The 14639-nt window shown below is 71.8% G+C and carries 13 protein-coding genes; 6 read left to right on the forward strand and 7 right to left on the reverse strand.

Features of this window, described 5'->3' with window-relative positions; translation table 11 throughout:
- Window positions 1-54: 54 nt before the first annotated feature.
- Both ACZ61E_RS21680 and ACZ61E_RS21685 read right to left on the reverse strand, forming a co-directional pair.
- Window positions 55-759 carry a response regulator gene (locus ACZ61E_RS21680; protein ID WP_469701472.1) on the reverse strand — a complete coding sequence of 235 codons (705 nt, stop codon included), beginning with the start codon at window positions 757-759 and terminating at the stop codon, window positions 55-57.
- Window positions 756-2588 carry a sensor histidine kinase gene (locus ACZ61E_RS21685; RefSeq protein ID WP_469701473.1) on the reverse strand — a complete coding sequence of 611 codons (1833 nt, stop codon included), beginning with the start codon at window positions 2586-2588 and terminating at the stop codon, window positions 756-758. Before ACZ61E_RS21685 ends, ACZ61E_RS21680 begins: the two co-directional genes overlap by 4 nt.
- A gap of 136 nt (window positions 2589-2724) precedes the next feature.
- On the opposite strand from ACZ61E_RS21685, the gene ACZ61E_RS21690 reads away from it, so the two are divergent.
- Window positions 2725-4116, forward strand: a complete 1392-nt coding sequence (locus ACZ61E_RS21690; protein WP_469701474.1) for a cation:dicarboxylate symporter family transporter — start codon at window positions 2725-2727, stop codon at window positions 4114-4116.
- 180 nt (window positions 4117-4296) lie between these two features.
- Here the strand turns inward: ACZ61E_RS21690 and ACZ61E_RS21695 are convergent, their stop codons facing one another.
- The 5 genes from ACZ61E_RS21695 to ACZ61E_RS21715 form a co-directional block, all read right to left on the reverse strand.
- Window positions 4297-5700: a glycoside hydrolase family 16 protein gene (locus ACZ61E_RS21695; RefSeq protein WP_469701475.1), complete on the reverse strand. Its 1404-nt coding sequence runs from the start codon at window positions 5698-5700 to the stop codon at window positions 4297-4299.
- Between the two features lie 210 nt (window positions 5701-5910).
- Window positions 5911-6138, reverse strand: a complete 228-nt coding sequence (locus ACZ61E_RS21700; RefSeq protein ID WP_469701476.1) for a hypothetical protein — start codon at window positions 6136-6138, stop codon at window positions 5911-5913.
- 206 nt (window positions 6139-6344) lie between these two features.
- Window positions 6345-8231 carry a tetratricopeptide repeat protein gene (locus ACZ61E_RS21705; protein ID WP_469701484.1) on the reverse strand — a complete coding sequence of 629 codons (1887 nt, stop codon included), beginning with the start codon at window positions 8229-8231 and terminating at the stop codon, window positions 6345-6347.
- 519 nt (window positions 8232-8750) lie between these two features.
- Window positions 8751-9380 (reverse strand): DUF6879 family protein, encoded by a 630-nt coding sequence (locus ACZ61E_RS21710; RefSeq protein ID WP_469701477.1) that lies wholly within the window; start codon window positions 9378-9380, stop codon window positions 8751-8753.
- The gene (locus tag ACZ61E_RS21715; protein ID WP_469701478.1) at window positions 9373-9642 is read right to left on the reverse strand and encodes a hypothetical protein; all 270 of its coding nucleotides are present in this window, start codon (window positions 9640-9642) and stop codon (window positions 9373-9375) included. Before ACZ61E_RS21715 ends, ACZ61E_RS21710 begins: the two co-directional genes overlap by 8 nt.
- A gap of 193 nt (window positions 9643-9835) precedes the next feature.
- Here ACZ61E_RS21715 and ACZ61E_RS21720 point away from each other — a divergent pair, with 193 nt between their 5' ends.
- The 5 genes from ACZ61E_RS21720 (at window position 9836) to ACZ61E_RS21740 (ending at window position 14344) form a co-directional block, all read left to right on the forward strand.
- Entirely contained in the window at window positions 9836-10594 is a 759-nt protein-coding gene (locus ACZ61E_RS21720; protein ID WP_469701479.1) for a hypothetical protein, read from the forward strand.
- The gene (locus tag ACZ61E_RS21725; protein ID WP_469701480.1) at window positions 10591-11007 is read left to right on the forward strand and encodes a GntR family transcriptional regulator; all 417 of its coding nucleotides are present in this window, start codon (window positions 10591-10593) and stop codon (window positions 11005-11007) included. Before ACZ61E_RS21720 ends, ACZ61E_RS21725 begins: the two co-directional genes overlap by 4 nt.
- 29 nt (window positions 11008-11036) lie before the next feature.
- A complete protein-coding gene (locus ACZ61E_RS21730) occupies window positions 11037-11516 on the forward strand; it encodes a MerR family transcriptional regulator (protein ID WP_469701485.1) in 480 nt (159 codons plus the stop codon).
- On the forward strand, window positions 11513-11854 hold the full coding sequence (gene trxA, locus ACZ61E_RS21735) for a thioredoxin (RefSeq protein WP_469701481.1): 342 nt from the start codon (window positions 11513-11515) through the stop codon (window positions 11852-11854). The genes ACZ61E_RS21730 and trxA overlap by 4 nt, the downstream gene beginning before the upstream one ends.
- A gap of 198 nt (window positions 11855-12052) precedes the next feature.
- On the forward strand, window positions 12053-14344 hold the full coding sequence (locus ACZ61E_RS21740) for a HelD family protein (protein WP_469701486.1): 2292 nt from the start codon (window positions 12053-12055) through the stop codon (window positions 14342-14344).
- The last annotated feature ends 295 nt before the right edge of the window (window positions 14345-14639 follow it).

A 14639-nucleotide genomic window follows, 5' to 3' on the forward strand; every position in this document is an offset into this window, starting at 1 on the left:
CGGCTTCCGCCGGCTCCGCGCGGTGGTGGTGGTGCGCGGTCGGTCCCGCCGCCGCTACCGGGTGGAGACGATCCACCGGTACTGGAGCTCCGGGCGCCCGATCTGACCGTACTGCGGGCTGCGGTCCGCCTGCCCCGCCCCCACCAGATGCTCCAGATAGCGGCGCGCGGTGATCCGCGAGATCCCGAGCCGCGCCGCGGCCTCCGTGGCCGTCAGCCCCGCCCGCTCGTCCCGCAGCGCCCGCGTCACCGACTCCAGCGTCGGTCCGCTGAGCCCCTTCGGCAGCGACGCGGGCTGGGGCGCCCGCAGTGCCCCCAGCGCCCGGTCCACCTCGTCCTGGCCGCTGGCCTCACCCGCGGCGGCCCGGAACTCGGCGTAACGGCTGAGCCTGTCCCGGAGCGTGGCGAACGCGAAGGGCTTGAGCACGTACTGCACGACGCCCAGGGACACCCCTTCGCGTACGACGGTGAGATCGCGCGCCGACGTGACGGCGATGACGTCGGCGTGGTGGCCGGCGGCCCGCAGACTGCGCAGCAGTTGCAGCCCGTGCCCGTCCGGCAGGTAGAGGTCGAGGAGGATCAGGTCGATGTCGGTGCGGTCCAGCAGCCGGCCCGCCTCGACGCGGGAGTGCGCCACACCGGCCACCGTGAAACCGGGGACGCGGCCCACGTACAGCTGATGGGCGTCGGCCGCGACGGGGTCGTCCTCGACGACGAGTACGCGGATGGGGCGGGAGCCGCCGTCTGCCTTGCCGGTCATGATCCGCCGCGCTCCCCACCGTCGGTCGTGGCACCGGCCATGGTCTCCGCCGCATCCGGGGCCGCGCCGGCGCCGCTGTCCGCGCCGGCACCGGGACCCGTCTTGGAGCCGGGGCCCCGACCGGCGCCGCCGCCCGTGCCGGAGCCGCTGTCGGCGTCCGGGCCCGCTCCGGCGGCGGGGGTCGCTTCGCCCTCCCGTCCCGCTTCGGTGTCTTGTCCCGCTTCGGTGCCCGGTCCCGTGCCCGGCTCGGCGCGCGTGCCGAGCGGGAGCCGTACGGTGAACTCCGCCCCGCCGTCCCGCCCCGGTGTCAGCTCCACCGTGCCGCGCGCCCGGTGCACCGCCTGCCGTACGAGGGCCAGCCCGAGCCCACGTTCCGCGCCCCTGGTCGACCAGCCGCGCCGGAACACCTCCTCCATGTCGCCGGGGGCCACGCCCGGCCCCGTGTCCCGCACCCGCAGCAGCAGCTCGCCGTCCTCGATCAGCGCCGTGACCGTGACCCGCGCGCCGTCCGTGCCCTGGGCGGCGTCCATCGCGTTGTCGATCAGATTGCCCAGCACCGTCACCAGGTCACGGGCGGCGAGTGACGGCGGCAGCACCCCGTCGTCGATACGGCTGTCCTCCGCGAGCACCAGCTCCACGCCGCGCTCGTTCGCCTGCGCCGCCTTCCCCAGCAGCAGTGCCGCGAGCACCGGCTCGCCCACCGCGCCGACGACCCGGTCCGTGAGCACCTGCGCCAGCTCCAGCTCCGCCGTGGCGAACTCCACCGCGTCCTCCACCCGTCCCATCTCGATCAGCGACACGACCGTGTGCAGCCGGTTCGCCGCCTCGTGCGCCTGGGAGCGCAGGGCGTGGGTGAATCCGCGTTCCGAGTCCAACTCGCCCGACAGTGCCTGGAGTTCGGTGTGGTCCCGGAGCGTCGCGACCGTGCCGCGCCGCTCGCCGCCGATCACCGGACGGGTACTGACGACCACGATCCGGTCCGCCGTCATATGGACCTCGTCGACCCGCGGCTCCGACGCGAGGAGCGCGCCGACGAGCGGGGCGGGCAGCCCGAGCTCGTCGACGTTCCGGCCCACGGCGCTGTCGTCGAGACCCAGCAGCTCCTGGCCGCCGTCGTTGATCAGTGCGATCCTGCGCCGTCCGTCCAGCATGAGCAGCCCTTCCCGCACCGCGTGCAGCGCCGCCTCGTGGTAGTCGTGCATCCGGCTCAGCTCGGCGGCGTTCATCCCGTGCGTGTGCCGGCGCAGCCGCGCGTTGATGACATAGGTGCCCACCCCGCCCAGCACGAGGGCGCCGCCCGCCGCCAGCGCCAGGATTTTGACCTGCCCCTCCAACTGGCTGGATATCCGGTCGACGGTGATGCCGACGCTGATCAGCCCGGTGATCCGCCCGTCGTCCTTGATCGGGGTCACGGCGCGGGTGGAGGGCCCGAGCGTGCCCGTGTAGGTCTCGGTGAACGTCTTGCCGAGCAGCGCCGGCTCGGTGGTGCCGATGAAGGGCAGCCCGATCAGCTCGGGATTGGGGTGCGTCCAGCGCGTCCCGTCCGGCTTCATGATCGTGACGAAGTCCACGCCCGTGTCGACCCGTACGTGCTCCGCGTAGGGCTGGAGCGCGGCGGACGGGTCCTTCGACCTGATGGCCTCCCGTACGGACGGGGAGTCGGCCATCGCGCGCGCCGTGGCCGTCACCTGGCGCTCGGCGGTCTCCTCGGCCTGTGCCCGGTCCGTGAAGTACGCGAACAGCGCACATCCCGCCACGACGGCAGCGACCAGCACGACCTGCATCGCGAAGAGCTGGCCTGCGAGGCTGCGGGGGCGGGGTAGCTGCATGGCACAAGTCTGCCTGGCCGGAATCGTATGAACGAAATGCACGTAAGGGTGACCGGTGTCACAGGCTGATGGATAGTCGCCGGGACCCCCTCGGGACGGGAGGGTCACGTAGGGACAAACGAGTCAAGGAGGACCCGTGGCCGCTACCCGGGACCGTACCCATTATCTGTATCTGGCCGTGATCGCCGCGGTGATTCTCGGAATCACCGTCGGATTCGCTGCCCCGGGGGTGGCCGTCGAGCTGAAGCCCATCGGGACCGGCTTCGTCAACCTCATCAAGATGATGATCTCCCCGATCATCTTCTGCACCATCGTTCTCGGTGTCGGATCCGTCCGCAAGGCCGCCAAGGTCGGCGCGGTCGGCGGTCTGGCCCTCGGCTACTTCATGGTCATGTCGACCGTCGCCCTGGCCATCGGCCTCGTCGTCGGCAACATCCTGGAGCCCGGCGCCGGGCTCCAGATCACGGACGCGACGGCCGACGTCGGCGCGGCGCAGGTGGACGGCGAGGCCGAGAGCACCGCCGAGTTCCTGGTCGGCATCATCCCCACGACGCTGGTCTCCGCCTTCACCGAGGGTGAGGTGCTCCAGACGCTGCTGGTGGCGCTGCTCGCGGGCTTCGCGCTCCAGGCCATGGGCCGCACCGGCGAGCCGATCCTGCGCGGCATCGGGCACATCCAGCGCCTCGTCTTCCGCATCCTCGCGATGATCATGTGGGCGGCGCCCGTCGGTGCCTTCGGCGCGATCGCGGCGGTGGTCGGCGAGACCGGCATAGACGCGCTGAAGTCGCTGGCCGTCATCATGATCGGCTTCTATGTGACCTGCGCGCTGTTCGTCTTCGTCATTCTGGGCGTACTTCTCAAGGTCATCACCGGCATCAACATCCTCTCGCTGCTCAAGTACCTGGCGCGCGAGTTCCTGCTGATCGTGTCCACCTCGTCGTCGGAGTCGGCGCTGCCGCGGCTGATCGCGAAGATGGAGCACCTGGGTGTCAGCAAGCCCGTCGTCGGTATCACCGTGCCGACCGGCTACTCCTTCAACCTCGACGGCACGGCCATCTACCTGACGATGGCGTCGCTGTTCATCGCCGAGGCGATGGGCGACCCGCTGGCCATCGGTGAGCAGATCGGTCTCCTCCTCTTCATGATCATCGCGTCGAAGGGTGCGGCGGGCGTCACCGGCGCCGGCCTGGCGACGCTGGCGGGCGGCCTCCAGTCGCACCGGCCCGAACTGGTCGACGGCGTCGGCCTGATCGTCGGCATCGACCGCTTCATGAGCGAGGCGCGCGCCCTGACGAACTTCGCGGGCAACGCCGTCGCCACGGTCCTCGTCGGTACGTGGACCAAGGAGATCGACAAGGCCAGGGTCGGCGAGGTGCTGGCCGGCCGGCTGCCGTTCGACGAGAAGACGCTGGTCGACGACCACGGGCCGGGCGGCGACGACGACGGTCCGAGCCTCACGAAGGACTCCGACGGCTCCTCGGACCTGCCGGAGCCGCGCGACACGGACGGGACGCCGGCGAAGGTCTGACCCCACCGGGGTTCCGCGGCCGGCCGAGACGCGGCGTGGTCACGACGCCGCGTGACCGTCCGACCGCGTGACCGCGTGACCGCTTGACCCGGGCCGGGGGGTTGATCCCCCAACCCTCCGGCCCCTCGAATGACCGGTCCGTACGGAGACGTCCGTACGGACCGGTCATTTCCCCGTGGCTCAGCCGTACGGGATCCGGACGACCGACTGATTGCCGATGCCGAGCGTGCTGGCGCCGTTGCCGATGGCGTTCCAGACCTCGATCCGCACCTTGCCGTTGACGAGGTCGCCGTGCGAACCGGTCGACGCCTTCAGCCCCCTGGCCTGCGTGTAGTGCTCGAAGCCGGGTGCCGGGTCCGTGGCGAAGTAGTGGTACGTCTCCGTACGGTCCCAGCTGCCGTCGCCCGTACGGTCGTAACTCACCCGTACCTGCTGGCCGTTGGCCACCGTCGTACCCGCGTCGACGAAGAGGTCGAACTGGGTCGACCCGCCGTTGTGGGCGCGGGTGATCCCGCCGGAGGTGAAGACCTGCGGGTTGTACGGCGTCCCGTCGCGGTTGCCGCCGCCCGCCGACACGAGTGTCGCGTTCGCACCCGAGGTGGCGGCGTCACCGAGGCCGCCACCGGTGCGGGCGTACAGCTGGGACGAGCCGGAGGGCGGTGGATCGGTGGGCGGGTCGGTCGGGCCGGAGCCGCCACGGGTCCAGACACCGACGTAGTCGACGAGCATCGGCCGCCCCGGCACGGTGGCCGGGGTGGGTGTGGGACCGCCGAGGGCGTCCGGGAACGCGCCGCCGATCGCGACGTTGAGCAGGATGAAGTACCCCGCGTGCTCTGTCATATTGGCCCACGTCGTCGCGTCCAGCTGGTTCTGGGTGACGGTGTGGTACAACTGGTCGTCCACGTACCAGCGCAGCGCGTTGGGCGAGCTGGAGCGGTCCCACTCGAAGCGGTACGTGTGGAACGCCGACTGGCAACTCGCGCCGGGGCAGGGGCGGCTGGCGCCGAGGCCGGTGGTCTCGTTGCAGGGGCCGCCCGGGTTCACACCGCAGTGCAGCACCGCCCAGACGGAGTTGATCCCGTTGACGTTCTCCATGATGTCGAACTCGCCGATGGCGGGCCAGTTCCAGTAGTTGCCCCGGTAGGGCGCGCCGAGCGCCCAGAAGGCGGGCCAGTAGCCGGCCGCGGCGGCGCCGGTCACGTTCGGCATCTGAATCCGGCCCTCGATGCGCAGGGTGCCGCCGGCCGGTGCCTTGAAGTCGGCGCGTTTCGTCTCGACGCGCGCCGAGGTCCAGTTGCCCGCGCCGTCCCTGAGCGGGGTGATCCGCAGGTTCCCGTTGCCGTCGAGACTCAGGTTCTCGGCGTTCGCGGTGTAGTTCTGTATCTCGCCGGTGCCCCAGTTGCCCGGACCGCCGGGGTAGCCGTGCCCCGTGTCGATCTGCCAGTTGGCGGCGGACGGCGGGGCGCCGTTCCCGCCGTTGAAGTCGTCGCTCCACTGGAGGTTCCAGCCGGGCGTGGGCGGCACGTCGCCACGGGCGGTGCCGGCGGTCGTCAGGCCGACGAATCCGGCGACGGCGACGGACATCGCGAGGAATGCGGCGAGGAGGGGAGTGCGGGCTGTGGGTCTCTTTCCGGTGCGGCTCGTTCTCAAGGAACACCTCCGGTGTGGATGGTGCCGAGATGGGTCGTACGAGGACCGAGAGCGCTCTCAACCCTGTTGTTTAGATGAACCCCGAGTACCCGTCAATGACCTGGGCGCGTTGACTTCCCGAAGCCGTGCCCCGCTCCCGGCCGGCTACCGCTCGCCGTCGAGCCGGCGGGCGCAGAGCGCGGCCGGCGACCGCGTGACGGCGACGAGCGCCCGCATGTACGCGTACGGGGCCGGAGCCCCGGCGTCCGGCCGCCCGCGCCGGTCGGGCAGCCGGCAGGCGATCCGGTGCGGTTCCCGTACGGGCGCCAGGTCCGTGTCGCCGAGATCCTCCGGCAGCAACGGACCCAGCTGTCCCCGGAGCCGCCGCGTCACCGCGTCGGTCCAGGCCCGCCCGGGAAGGACGGCCCTGCGGGCGAGCCTGCTCGACGGTCCGGGAGACGGTCAGGAGGTCGACGGGCGGCGCGACATCTCCGGTCTCACCCCTCGCGCCTGCCGCCCACGGGAGTTGTACGGCTCCGGGACCACTCCCACTCAACACCGACCCGCGTTCCTTGGGTCACCCACGCCGCCCGCCGCACTCAGCCGAGCGCCTCCTGAACGCGTTCCCGGGTGGCGACAGCGCGGGGGTCGTCGTAACCGCGAAGCAACTCCAGCGCGTCGCTCCGGTGCACGGCCGCGGCCCGCGGATCGGACTCCGCGACCGCCCCGGCGAGCCCGTCGAGCGCGACGGCCTCGTGCCACCCGTCGCCCAGCTCCCGGTGCGCCTGGGCGGCCCGGCGATGGAACTGTGCGGCCTCCGCGAGCCGTTCCAGCGCGTGATACGTCTGCCCGGCCCCGTACCAGGCGAGTGCCTCACGGCTGCGGTTGCCGAGACGGCGGTGGAGAGCGGCCGAGCGCTGGTAGGAGGTGAGGGCGTCGTCGTACTTGCCGAGAGAGCGCTGGGCGTCGCCGAGGGCGATGAGCCAGTAGCCCTCCAGACGGTCGTCGCGCAGGGTCAGCGCGATGTCCAGCGCCTGCCGGGCGGAGCGCAGGGAATCCTCCGGCCTGCCCTCTTCGAGCTGGAGACAGCTCACGACGCGCAGGATGTTGCCCTCACCCCGGCGATTGTCCAGGCCGCGGTGCGCGGCCAGCGCCTCTTGCGCGACGGCAGACGCCTCGGCCGACTGGCCCGAGTTGTAGTGGGCGGATGCCAGGTTGGACAGGGCGATCGCGGCCCACTGCGCCGAGTCCGCCTCCTGGAAGAGCGGAATGGCCTGACCGAAGTGTTCTGCGGCGTGGGTGAATCGACGCCTGCGAAGATGCACGAGGCCGATCAGATTCAGTGAGGTCGCCTCGCCGACGGGATCGCCGGTCTCACGGCGGATCTCCAGTGCGCGCCGGTGGCACTCCAGCGCCTCGGAGAGCCGGTCCACGCGGACGTAGTCCCTGCCGAGGTCTGTGAGAAGCCGGGCCTCGGCCGCACGGTCGCCGGAACGCCGGGCCGCCTCCAGCGCGATGTCGCCGATCGCCAGCCACTCGCCGACCGGTGCCGAGGAGGGGCGGGCGGTCCAGGCGGCGACCGCCAACTGCCAGGCCCGTCGGTCGTGCGACCCGGCCGCGACGCGGATCGCCCGGAGGAGGTTGGTGTGTTCGCGTTCGGCCCAGTCCAGGGCGGAGTCGTAGTCGGCGAACGCCGAGGCAGGCATGTCGTCACCCGGCGGTGCGAGCGTCACCTGCCGCTCGTCGGGACTGATCCAGCGCCGGGCCGCGTCCGCGCCGTGCAGATACCAGTCCAGTACGCGGTGGAGTGCGGCTTCACGCTCCCCGTCGGGCTCCTCGTGGTGGGCCTGATCGGTGGCGTAGGCACGAAGCAGGTCGTGGAACTGGTAGCGGTCGGGGCCCATCTGCTCCAGCAGATGGGCGTTGACCAGGGAGTCGAGGAGTTGCCGGGTCCGGCTGACGGGCGCCGCCGCGAGCGCGGCGGCCGCCTCCAGCCCGAATTCGGGACCCGGATGCATACCCAGCAGACGGAACAGCCGTGCCGCCTGCTCCGACAGGGCGCGGTAGGACCAGGCGAACACCGTGCGGACCGCCTCCGCCTCCTCGTCGTCCCCCGTGCTCAGCGCGTCCCACAGGGCCGACTCGTCCCGCAGATCGGTGATCAGGTCATCGAGCCGCAGATGCGGGCGGCTCGCCGCACGCTCGGCGGCGATGCGCAACGCGAGCGGCAACCGCGCGCAGAGTTCGGCCAGTTCGGTCAGTTTCTCCAGGTCGTCCGCCGGGCGGTAGCCGGCGGTGACGGTCCGGAGCAGCGCCACCGCCTCGGCCTGCGGCAGTGTGCCGAGCGTGAGCCTGCGGGCGCCGTCGCGGACGGCCAGCCCGGAGAGCCGGCTCCTGCTGGTGACGAGGACCAGGCACCCCGGTCCGCCGGGCAGCAGCGGCCGGACCTGTCCGGCGGTGGAGGCGTTGTCCAGCAGGACGAGCATCCGGCGGTTGGCCAGGAGCGAGCGGTACAGGGCCGCCGCGGCGTCGATGTTCTGGGGCACGGACGCTGCCGGGACACCGAGGGCGGAGAGGAAACGGTGCAGGGCCTCCTGTGCGCTGACCGGCTCTCCCGGGTCGTACCCGCGCAGATTGACGTAGAGCTGACCGTCGGGGAATCTGGCGCGCGCGTGGTGCGCCCAGCGCAGCGCGAGTGAGGTCTTGCCCGCGCCTGCCGTGCCCGCGATGACGCAGACGGAGATGACCAGCGGCTCGCCGTCCTCCCCGGCCACGATGGCGTTCAACTCGTCCAGTTCCTGGACGCGGTTGACGAAGCCCGCGACATCGGCGGGGAGTTGGCGCGGCTGCGGGCCTGCCGGGGGACCGCCCTCCTTGCTGTCCCTGCCGTGGAAGTGAATGCCGCCGCTGACACTTCCGGCCTGCACGACATCGTGCGAGGACCCCGACAGGTCGTTCGCGGACCTGACGGGGCGCTGCTCGTCGTTACCGTTCTCGCTGATCGTCTACTCCGGCTGGCTCGTCGGGGCGGGAAGGTGGGCCACGGCCCGTTCGAAGTACGACGCGATGTCTTCGCCCGACTCGTAGAGCGACTTGATGTAGTGCCCCCATTCGGCCACCACGCCGGGCTCGGTGAAGCGGACCGCTCCCCGTGGTTCGCCCGCGTCGGAGTAGAGGACCCTGAAGAGGGTCCGGCCGCCGAGCACCACGAGTTCCGGCAGCGGCCTCGATCTCTCGACGGCGGAGACGGATTCGGCGCTCACGACGCGCACGCGCGCGCCGAATTGGGCCTGCTGCCGCAGTGAGTGCAATTCCCACTGGAGATAAGGGGTCAGCGGCTCCTCGACCACGCGAACGCGGTGAAATACATGACCCTGGCGTTCGTCCTTCCGCGCAGCCGCCGCCAGGTCGTCGCGGCGCTCCGCCATGAGCCGCAGCGACTCCTCCCATTCCCCCCGGCGAAGGGCGTCACGGCTCGGGCTGCCCTGCTCCTCGAAATGCTGCCGCCTCTCCAGCTTCCAGGAGTCCGCGTCGCGGAGTGCCGCGCTGCGCTCGCGGAAGTCCTTGCGGTACACCTCGCGGACGAGCCGCTCGCCCCGTTCCTCCAGGAGTGCGGGCGCGTACGTCTCAGGCATCGGGGATGTCCGCCTTCGCCGCGCCCAAGGTGCTTCCGGGGATGACGACCAGGCGCTCGTCGGGAGCGAGTGTGACTCCCTGTGGGAGACGCGGGGCGTAGTGGTCTGTCAGATCCCGGCCGATGACCGCGATGTCGCCGTTGTCGAGTTGCCAGATGTCGGGGCACTCGTCGTTTCCGTCCGAATTCCCCAGCGCCACCGGCGACTTGCCGAGGCGTCGCTCGAACACGGCCGACGGGTCCGCTTCCCAGGCACGGGCCATGCCTACCTCCACGCGCTGTGGTCGAGCGTGCTGACGGGCCGCATTTTATGTTCGCTCGATTACGGAGAGCAACCAATGGTGTCGGTTTCGCGCCACCCTTCGGGCGTATCAATCGCTTGACACAGTTGTGGTCGGGCAGGGAGATTGTCTCAGAGAGCTGACACGCTTGACGGTGTTTCGGGAGGGAGCCCGCATGTCCAATTCCGGTGTCCGGGTCAGGAGTTGGCGGGACTGGGCCGACGCTCCCCTCCGGTGGGCCGGTCCGCTGGCCGGGCTCGGGGTCAATCAGGTCGTCGTCTTCAGTTCCGAGCCCGACGTCAATCTCCTCTACGCCATCCCCGTCTTCGGGCTCTGCTCCGTCGCCGGTGTGCTGCTCGCCGATCTCGTCGTGCGGCCCCGGCAGCGCGACGTGCGGGAGGCGGGGGTGGTGCGGCGGCGGGTGCGGGACCAGATACCGCGGGCGCTCGCCGCGTCCCTCGGCGCGCAGGCCGTGCTCCTGGCCGTCCTGCTGGCCGTCTCCGTCGCCACCGCCTCCGCCGACGGGGCGGGGCGGGCGGGGCGGGCGCTGACCATGAGCTGTGCGGGGGACGCGTACGTGGTCGGCCCCTGGCCGGGGCCGTACTACGCCTGGCCCGTCCTCACCGGGCTCGCCGCCGGGAGCGCCGTCTGCGCGCCGGCCCTGCGGCGCGTGACCGCGCGGGCGGGCGACGACGGACGGCGGCGGGTCAGGGCGCGGGCGACGGTCGGGGCGTGGGGTGTGTTGGTGGCCGCACCGCTCTTCGCCGTATCGTCGACCATGGCCGTCGCCCTGTTCACCCTCCCCTGCGGGGGGTGGGCCCTCGGCCTCGGCGCGACGGGTCTCGCCCTCGTCGCGCTCGTCTCCGCCGTCACGGCCGGCTGGTGCCTCGTCGCACTGCTCGTGCCGCGCGCCCACATCGAGGAGAGGCCATGACCGCCGGCGGGCTCAGCATCCGGGTGGATTCCGGCGCCCCCGTCCCGCCGTTCGAGCAGATCAGGAGACAGCTCGCGGATCTGATCTCGGTGGGGCGCCTGCGCGAGGGCGACCGGCTGCCCCCCGTACGGCAACTCGCCTCCGACCTCGGGCTCGCCAACAACACCGTCGTCCGCGCCTATCGCGAGCTGGAGTCGGCGGGGCTCGTGCACAGCAGACGCGGCTCCGGTACGCGCGTGGCCGCGGCCGCGGCGGGCGCGGCGGGCGACGACGCCAGGGCCAAGCTCGCCGAGCGCGCCCGTGAGTTCGTGACCGCCGCGCGGCTGCTCGGCACCAGCGACGAGGACGCCCTGGCCGCGGTCCGGCACGCCCTCGCGTCGGGGGACGAGCCATGGGATCCGTCGTTGCCTTGACGCCCGCGTCAAGGATTACCGTCGTGGACATGCGCATCGGCGAGCTGGCGGAGCGGGCGGGCACCAGTACCCGCGCTCTGCGTTACTACGAGTCCCGCGGACTGCTGCCCGCCCGGCGGGCGGGGAACGGCTACCGCACGTACGACGAGGACGACCTGCGGCTGATCCAGCAGATCCGGACCCTGCGGGACTTCGGGTTCGATCTGGAGGAGACGCGGCCGTTCGTCGAGTGCCTGCGCGCCGGACACCCGGCGGGGGACTCCTGTCCCGCCTCGCTCGACGTGTACCGCGGCAAGCTCGCCGAACTGGACGAGCTGATCGGCCGGCTCGGTTCGATACGCGCCCGGGTCGGCGAGCAGCTCGCACGGGCCGAGGCCGCCCAGGCGGAGACCGCCCGGTCTCGGACCGCCGGGACCCGGGCCGCAGGCTCCGGGACCGCCCCGGCCGGCGGGCCGCAGCCGTTGTGCGAGCTCACCGTCCATCAGCCACGCGAGGGAGAAGAGACATGATCCAGGCAGAGGGCCTCGCCGCGGTGACGGACGCGACCTTCGACGACGAGGTGCTGAAGGCCGCCCTCCCGGTGCTGGTGGAGTTCACCGCCGACTGGTGCCCGCCGTGCCGACAGCTCGCGCCGGTGCTCAGCGCCGTCGCGAACGAGGAGGCGGCACGGCTCAAGGTCGTCCAGCTCGACGTGGACACGAACCCGGAGACCACGAACCGCTACGGCGTCCTCGCGATGCCGACGCTGCTGGTCTTCCGCGCCGGCGAACCGGTGAAGTCGATGGTCGGCGCCCGCCCCAAGCGCAGACTGCTCCAGGAACTGGAGGACGTCGTCCGGACATCCTGAGCGGCCCCGCGGCCCCCTGTCGCACCCCGCGCACATGAATACCCCGGCACCGAATTGACGGTCGGGGTATTGCGGTGCGTATATTTGGTGTTTCGGCTTTCACGGCACTTGCCGTGTCCGGCTGTGTCTGGTGAAAGCCCGAAAATCAACCAACTGAGCAAAGAGTATCGGACAGGGGCTGAATTGTCAACCGAGGAATTGCGGAGCGAACAGCAATTCGTCTCGCTTCTCCATGAGCGTCTCGACGCGCTCCGGGAGCAGGCCGAGGACGCCGTGCGGACGTCGATCGGGCAGGTCAGCACGGGTCGACAGGCCATGGTGGAGCGGGACATCAGGGTCGCCGAGCACTCCGGCACCGTCACCACGCTGAATGCCGTGGAATCCGGTCTCTGTTTCGGCCGTATCGATCTCGACGACGGGGTCACCCATCACATCGGCCGCATCGGAATGCGGCAGGACGACGCGGAACGCACCCCGCTGCTCATCGACTGGCGCGCCCCCGTCGCCCGCCCTTTCTATCTCGCCACCGGCTATTCGACGATGGGGCTGCGCCGCCGCCGGCACATCACCACCGAGGGGCGGCGGGTGACCGCGCTCCACGACGAGATCATGGACCTCAGCGACACCACCCGCACCGGCTACGAGGACCCGGACGGCGACGCCGTGCTGCTCGCCGCGCTCGACTCGGCCCGCACCGGCCGCATGAGCGACATCGTGCGGACCATCCAGGCCGAGCAGGACCGCGTCATCCGCGCGCCGTACCGCGGGGTGCTCGTCGTCGAGGGCGGGCCAGGAACGGGCAAGACCGCCGTCGCGCTGCACCGGGCCGCGTATCTGCTGTACGCGCACCGCGAGCGCCTCGCGCGCCGCGCCGTGCTGATCGTGGGGCCCAACCCCGCCTTCCTCGGATACATCGGCGAGGTGCTGCCCTCCCTCGGCGAGACCGGCGTGCTGCTGGCCACGACCGGCGAACTCTTCCCCGGCGTACGGGCCACCGCGACCGACACCCCGGCCGCCGCCGCCGTCAAGGGCCGCGCGGAGATGGCGGACGTCCTGGCCGCCGCCCTGCGCGACCGGCAGACGGTGCCCGATCCGCACATCGAGATCGAGCACGACGACGGAACGCTGTACCTGGACCGCGCGATGGCCGAGGACGCGCGGGCCCGCGCCCGTGACACCGGCCTCCCGCACAATCTGGCCCGGCCGCACTTCGCCTTCTCCGTCATCGACTCCCTCACCGGGCAGCTCGCCGAGCGGCTCGGGGCCGACCCGTACGGCGGCCCCGACCTCCTCGACCCCACCGACGTCGCACAGCTCGGCAAGGCGATCGCCACCAGCCCGGCCGTGCAGTCTGCGATCGACGAGCTGTGGCCCACCCTCACCCCGCGGGCCCTCGTCGCGGACTATCTGGCCGAGCCGACCCATCTCCCCGACGGCGACGGTGAGTTGATCTGCCGGCCGGTGAGCGGTGAAGGCCACTGGACCGTTGCGGACGTCCCTCTCCTCGACGAGGCCGCCGAGCTGCTCGGCGAGGACGACGCCGCCGCGCGCGCCGCCGCCGAGGCCGAGCGGCGCGAGCGGATCGAGTACGCCCAGGGCGTGCTGGAGCTGAGCTACGGCTCCCGTACCTACGAGTTCGAGGACAAGGACGAGGAGGACGCGGAGGTCCTGCTCGCCCACGACCTGATCGACGCCGAACGCCTGGCCGAACGCCAGGAGGAGGCCGACACCCGCAGCGCCGCCGAACGCGCCGCCGCCGACCGCACCTGGGCCTTCGGCCATATCGTGGTGGACGAGGCGCAGGAACTGTCCGCGATGGCCTGGCGGTTGCTGATGCGCCGCTGTCCGGCGCGCTCCATGACGCTCGTCGGCGACCCGGCGCAGACGGGGGACGTGGCGGGCTGCGACTCCTGGCAGCGGATCCTGCGGCCGTACGTCGGTGAGCGCTGGGAGCATGTACGGCTCGGCGTCAACTACCGTACGCCCGCCGAGATCATGGCCGTCGCCGCACGCGTGCGGCGTCTTGAGGACCCGGAGTTCGAGCCCCCGCGTTCGGTCCGCTCGACCGGTAACGGCCCGTGGGTACGGGAGGTGGAGCCGGCCGGCCTCGTCCGTACGGCCGCCGTGAGCGCCCTCGAACAGGCCGCCGCGCACGTGGCGGAGCACGGCGGCGACGGACGGCTCGCGGTGATCGCCCCCGACGCGCTGCTGTCCGCGCTCGCCGCCGAACTCCCCGACGCCTCCTGGGGAGTCGCCCCCGACCTCACCAGGCCGGTCGTCCTGCTCGGTCCCCGGCAGGCGAAGGGCCTGGAGTTCGACACCGTGATCGTCGTCGACCCGGAGGCCGTGCTGGACGGCTCACCGCGCGGCACCAGCGACCTGTATGTCGCGCTGACCCGGGCCACCCAGCGACTCGGCATCGTACGGAATGTCACTGTCCCGCCCCGACTCGCTTACGGAAGCGCCACCACCGCGTCCACGGGGTCGTGAACCCCGCCCCCGAACCGGCACGGTCGTCATGTCCACAACGGGGGAGACATGCGCCGCGAGAGAAGCCGAGGGAAGCGGGGACGCCGGGGGAGACGACGCGCCGGCGCAGGACCGGTGGTGGGAGCGCTCGCCGTGGCGGCGACGGTCGCCGCGCTCCTGCTGTCCGTACGGCACGTCCCGGGGGGGGGGGGGGGGGGGGGGAGGGGGGGAGGGGGGAGGGGGGGGGGGGGGGGGGAGAGCGGGTAGTTCCTGTAGTGGGGGGGCGGAAAGTTTTTTGTGAAGGATAGCAGGCGGG

This window comes from Streptomyces sp. NPDC104581, assembly GCF_055583685.1.

What these genes read in the sequence shown, in the direction of transcription:
- ACZ61E_RS21695 (WP_469701475.1), bottom strand. Translation starts at nt 5,700, where the DNA reads ATGTCCGTCGCCGTCGCCGGATTCGTCGGCCTGACGACCGCCGGCACC.
- ACZ61E_RS21720 (WP_469701479.1), top strand. Translation starts at nt 9,836, where the DNA reads ATGTCCAATTCCGGTGTCCGGGTCAGGAGTTGGCGGGACTGGGCCGAC.
- ACZ61E_RS21730 (WP_469701485.1), top strand. Translation starts at nt 11,037, where the DNA reads ATGCGCATCGGCGAGCTGGCGGAGCGGGCGGGCACCAGTACCCGCGCT.
- ACZ61E_RS21680 (WP_469701472.1), bottom strand. Translation starts at nt 759, where the DNA reads ATGACCGGCAAGGCAGACGGCGGCTCCCGCCCCATCCGCGTACTCGTC.
- ACZ61E_RS21715 (WP_469701478.1), bottom strand. Translation starts at nt 9,642, where the DNA reads ATGGCCCGTGCCTGGGAAGCGGACCCGTCGGCCGTGTTCGAGCGACGC.
- ACZ61E_RS21685 (WP_469701473.1), bottom strand. Translation starts at nt 2,588, where the DNA reads ATGCAGCTACCCCGCCCCCGCAGCCTCGCAGGCCAGCTCTTCGCGATG.
- trxA (WP_469701481.1), top strand. Translation starts at nt 11,513, where the DNA reads ATGATCCAGGCAGAGGGCCTCGCCGCGGTGACGGACGCGACCTTCGAC.
- ACZ61E_RS21710 (WP_469701477.1), bottom strand. Translation starts at nt 9,380, where the DNA reads ATGCCTGAGACGTACGCGCCCGCACTCCTGGAGGAACGGGGCGAGCGG.
- ACZ61E_RS21705 (WP_469701484.1), bottom strand. Translation starts at nt 8,231, where the DNA reads ATGCTCGTCCTGCTGGACAACGCCTCCACCGCCGGACAGGTCCGGCCG.
- ACZ61E_RS21725 (WP_469701480.1), top strand. Translation starts at nt 10,591, where the DNA reads ATGACCGCCGGCGGGCTCAGCATCCGGGTGGATTCCGGCGCCCCCGTC.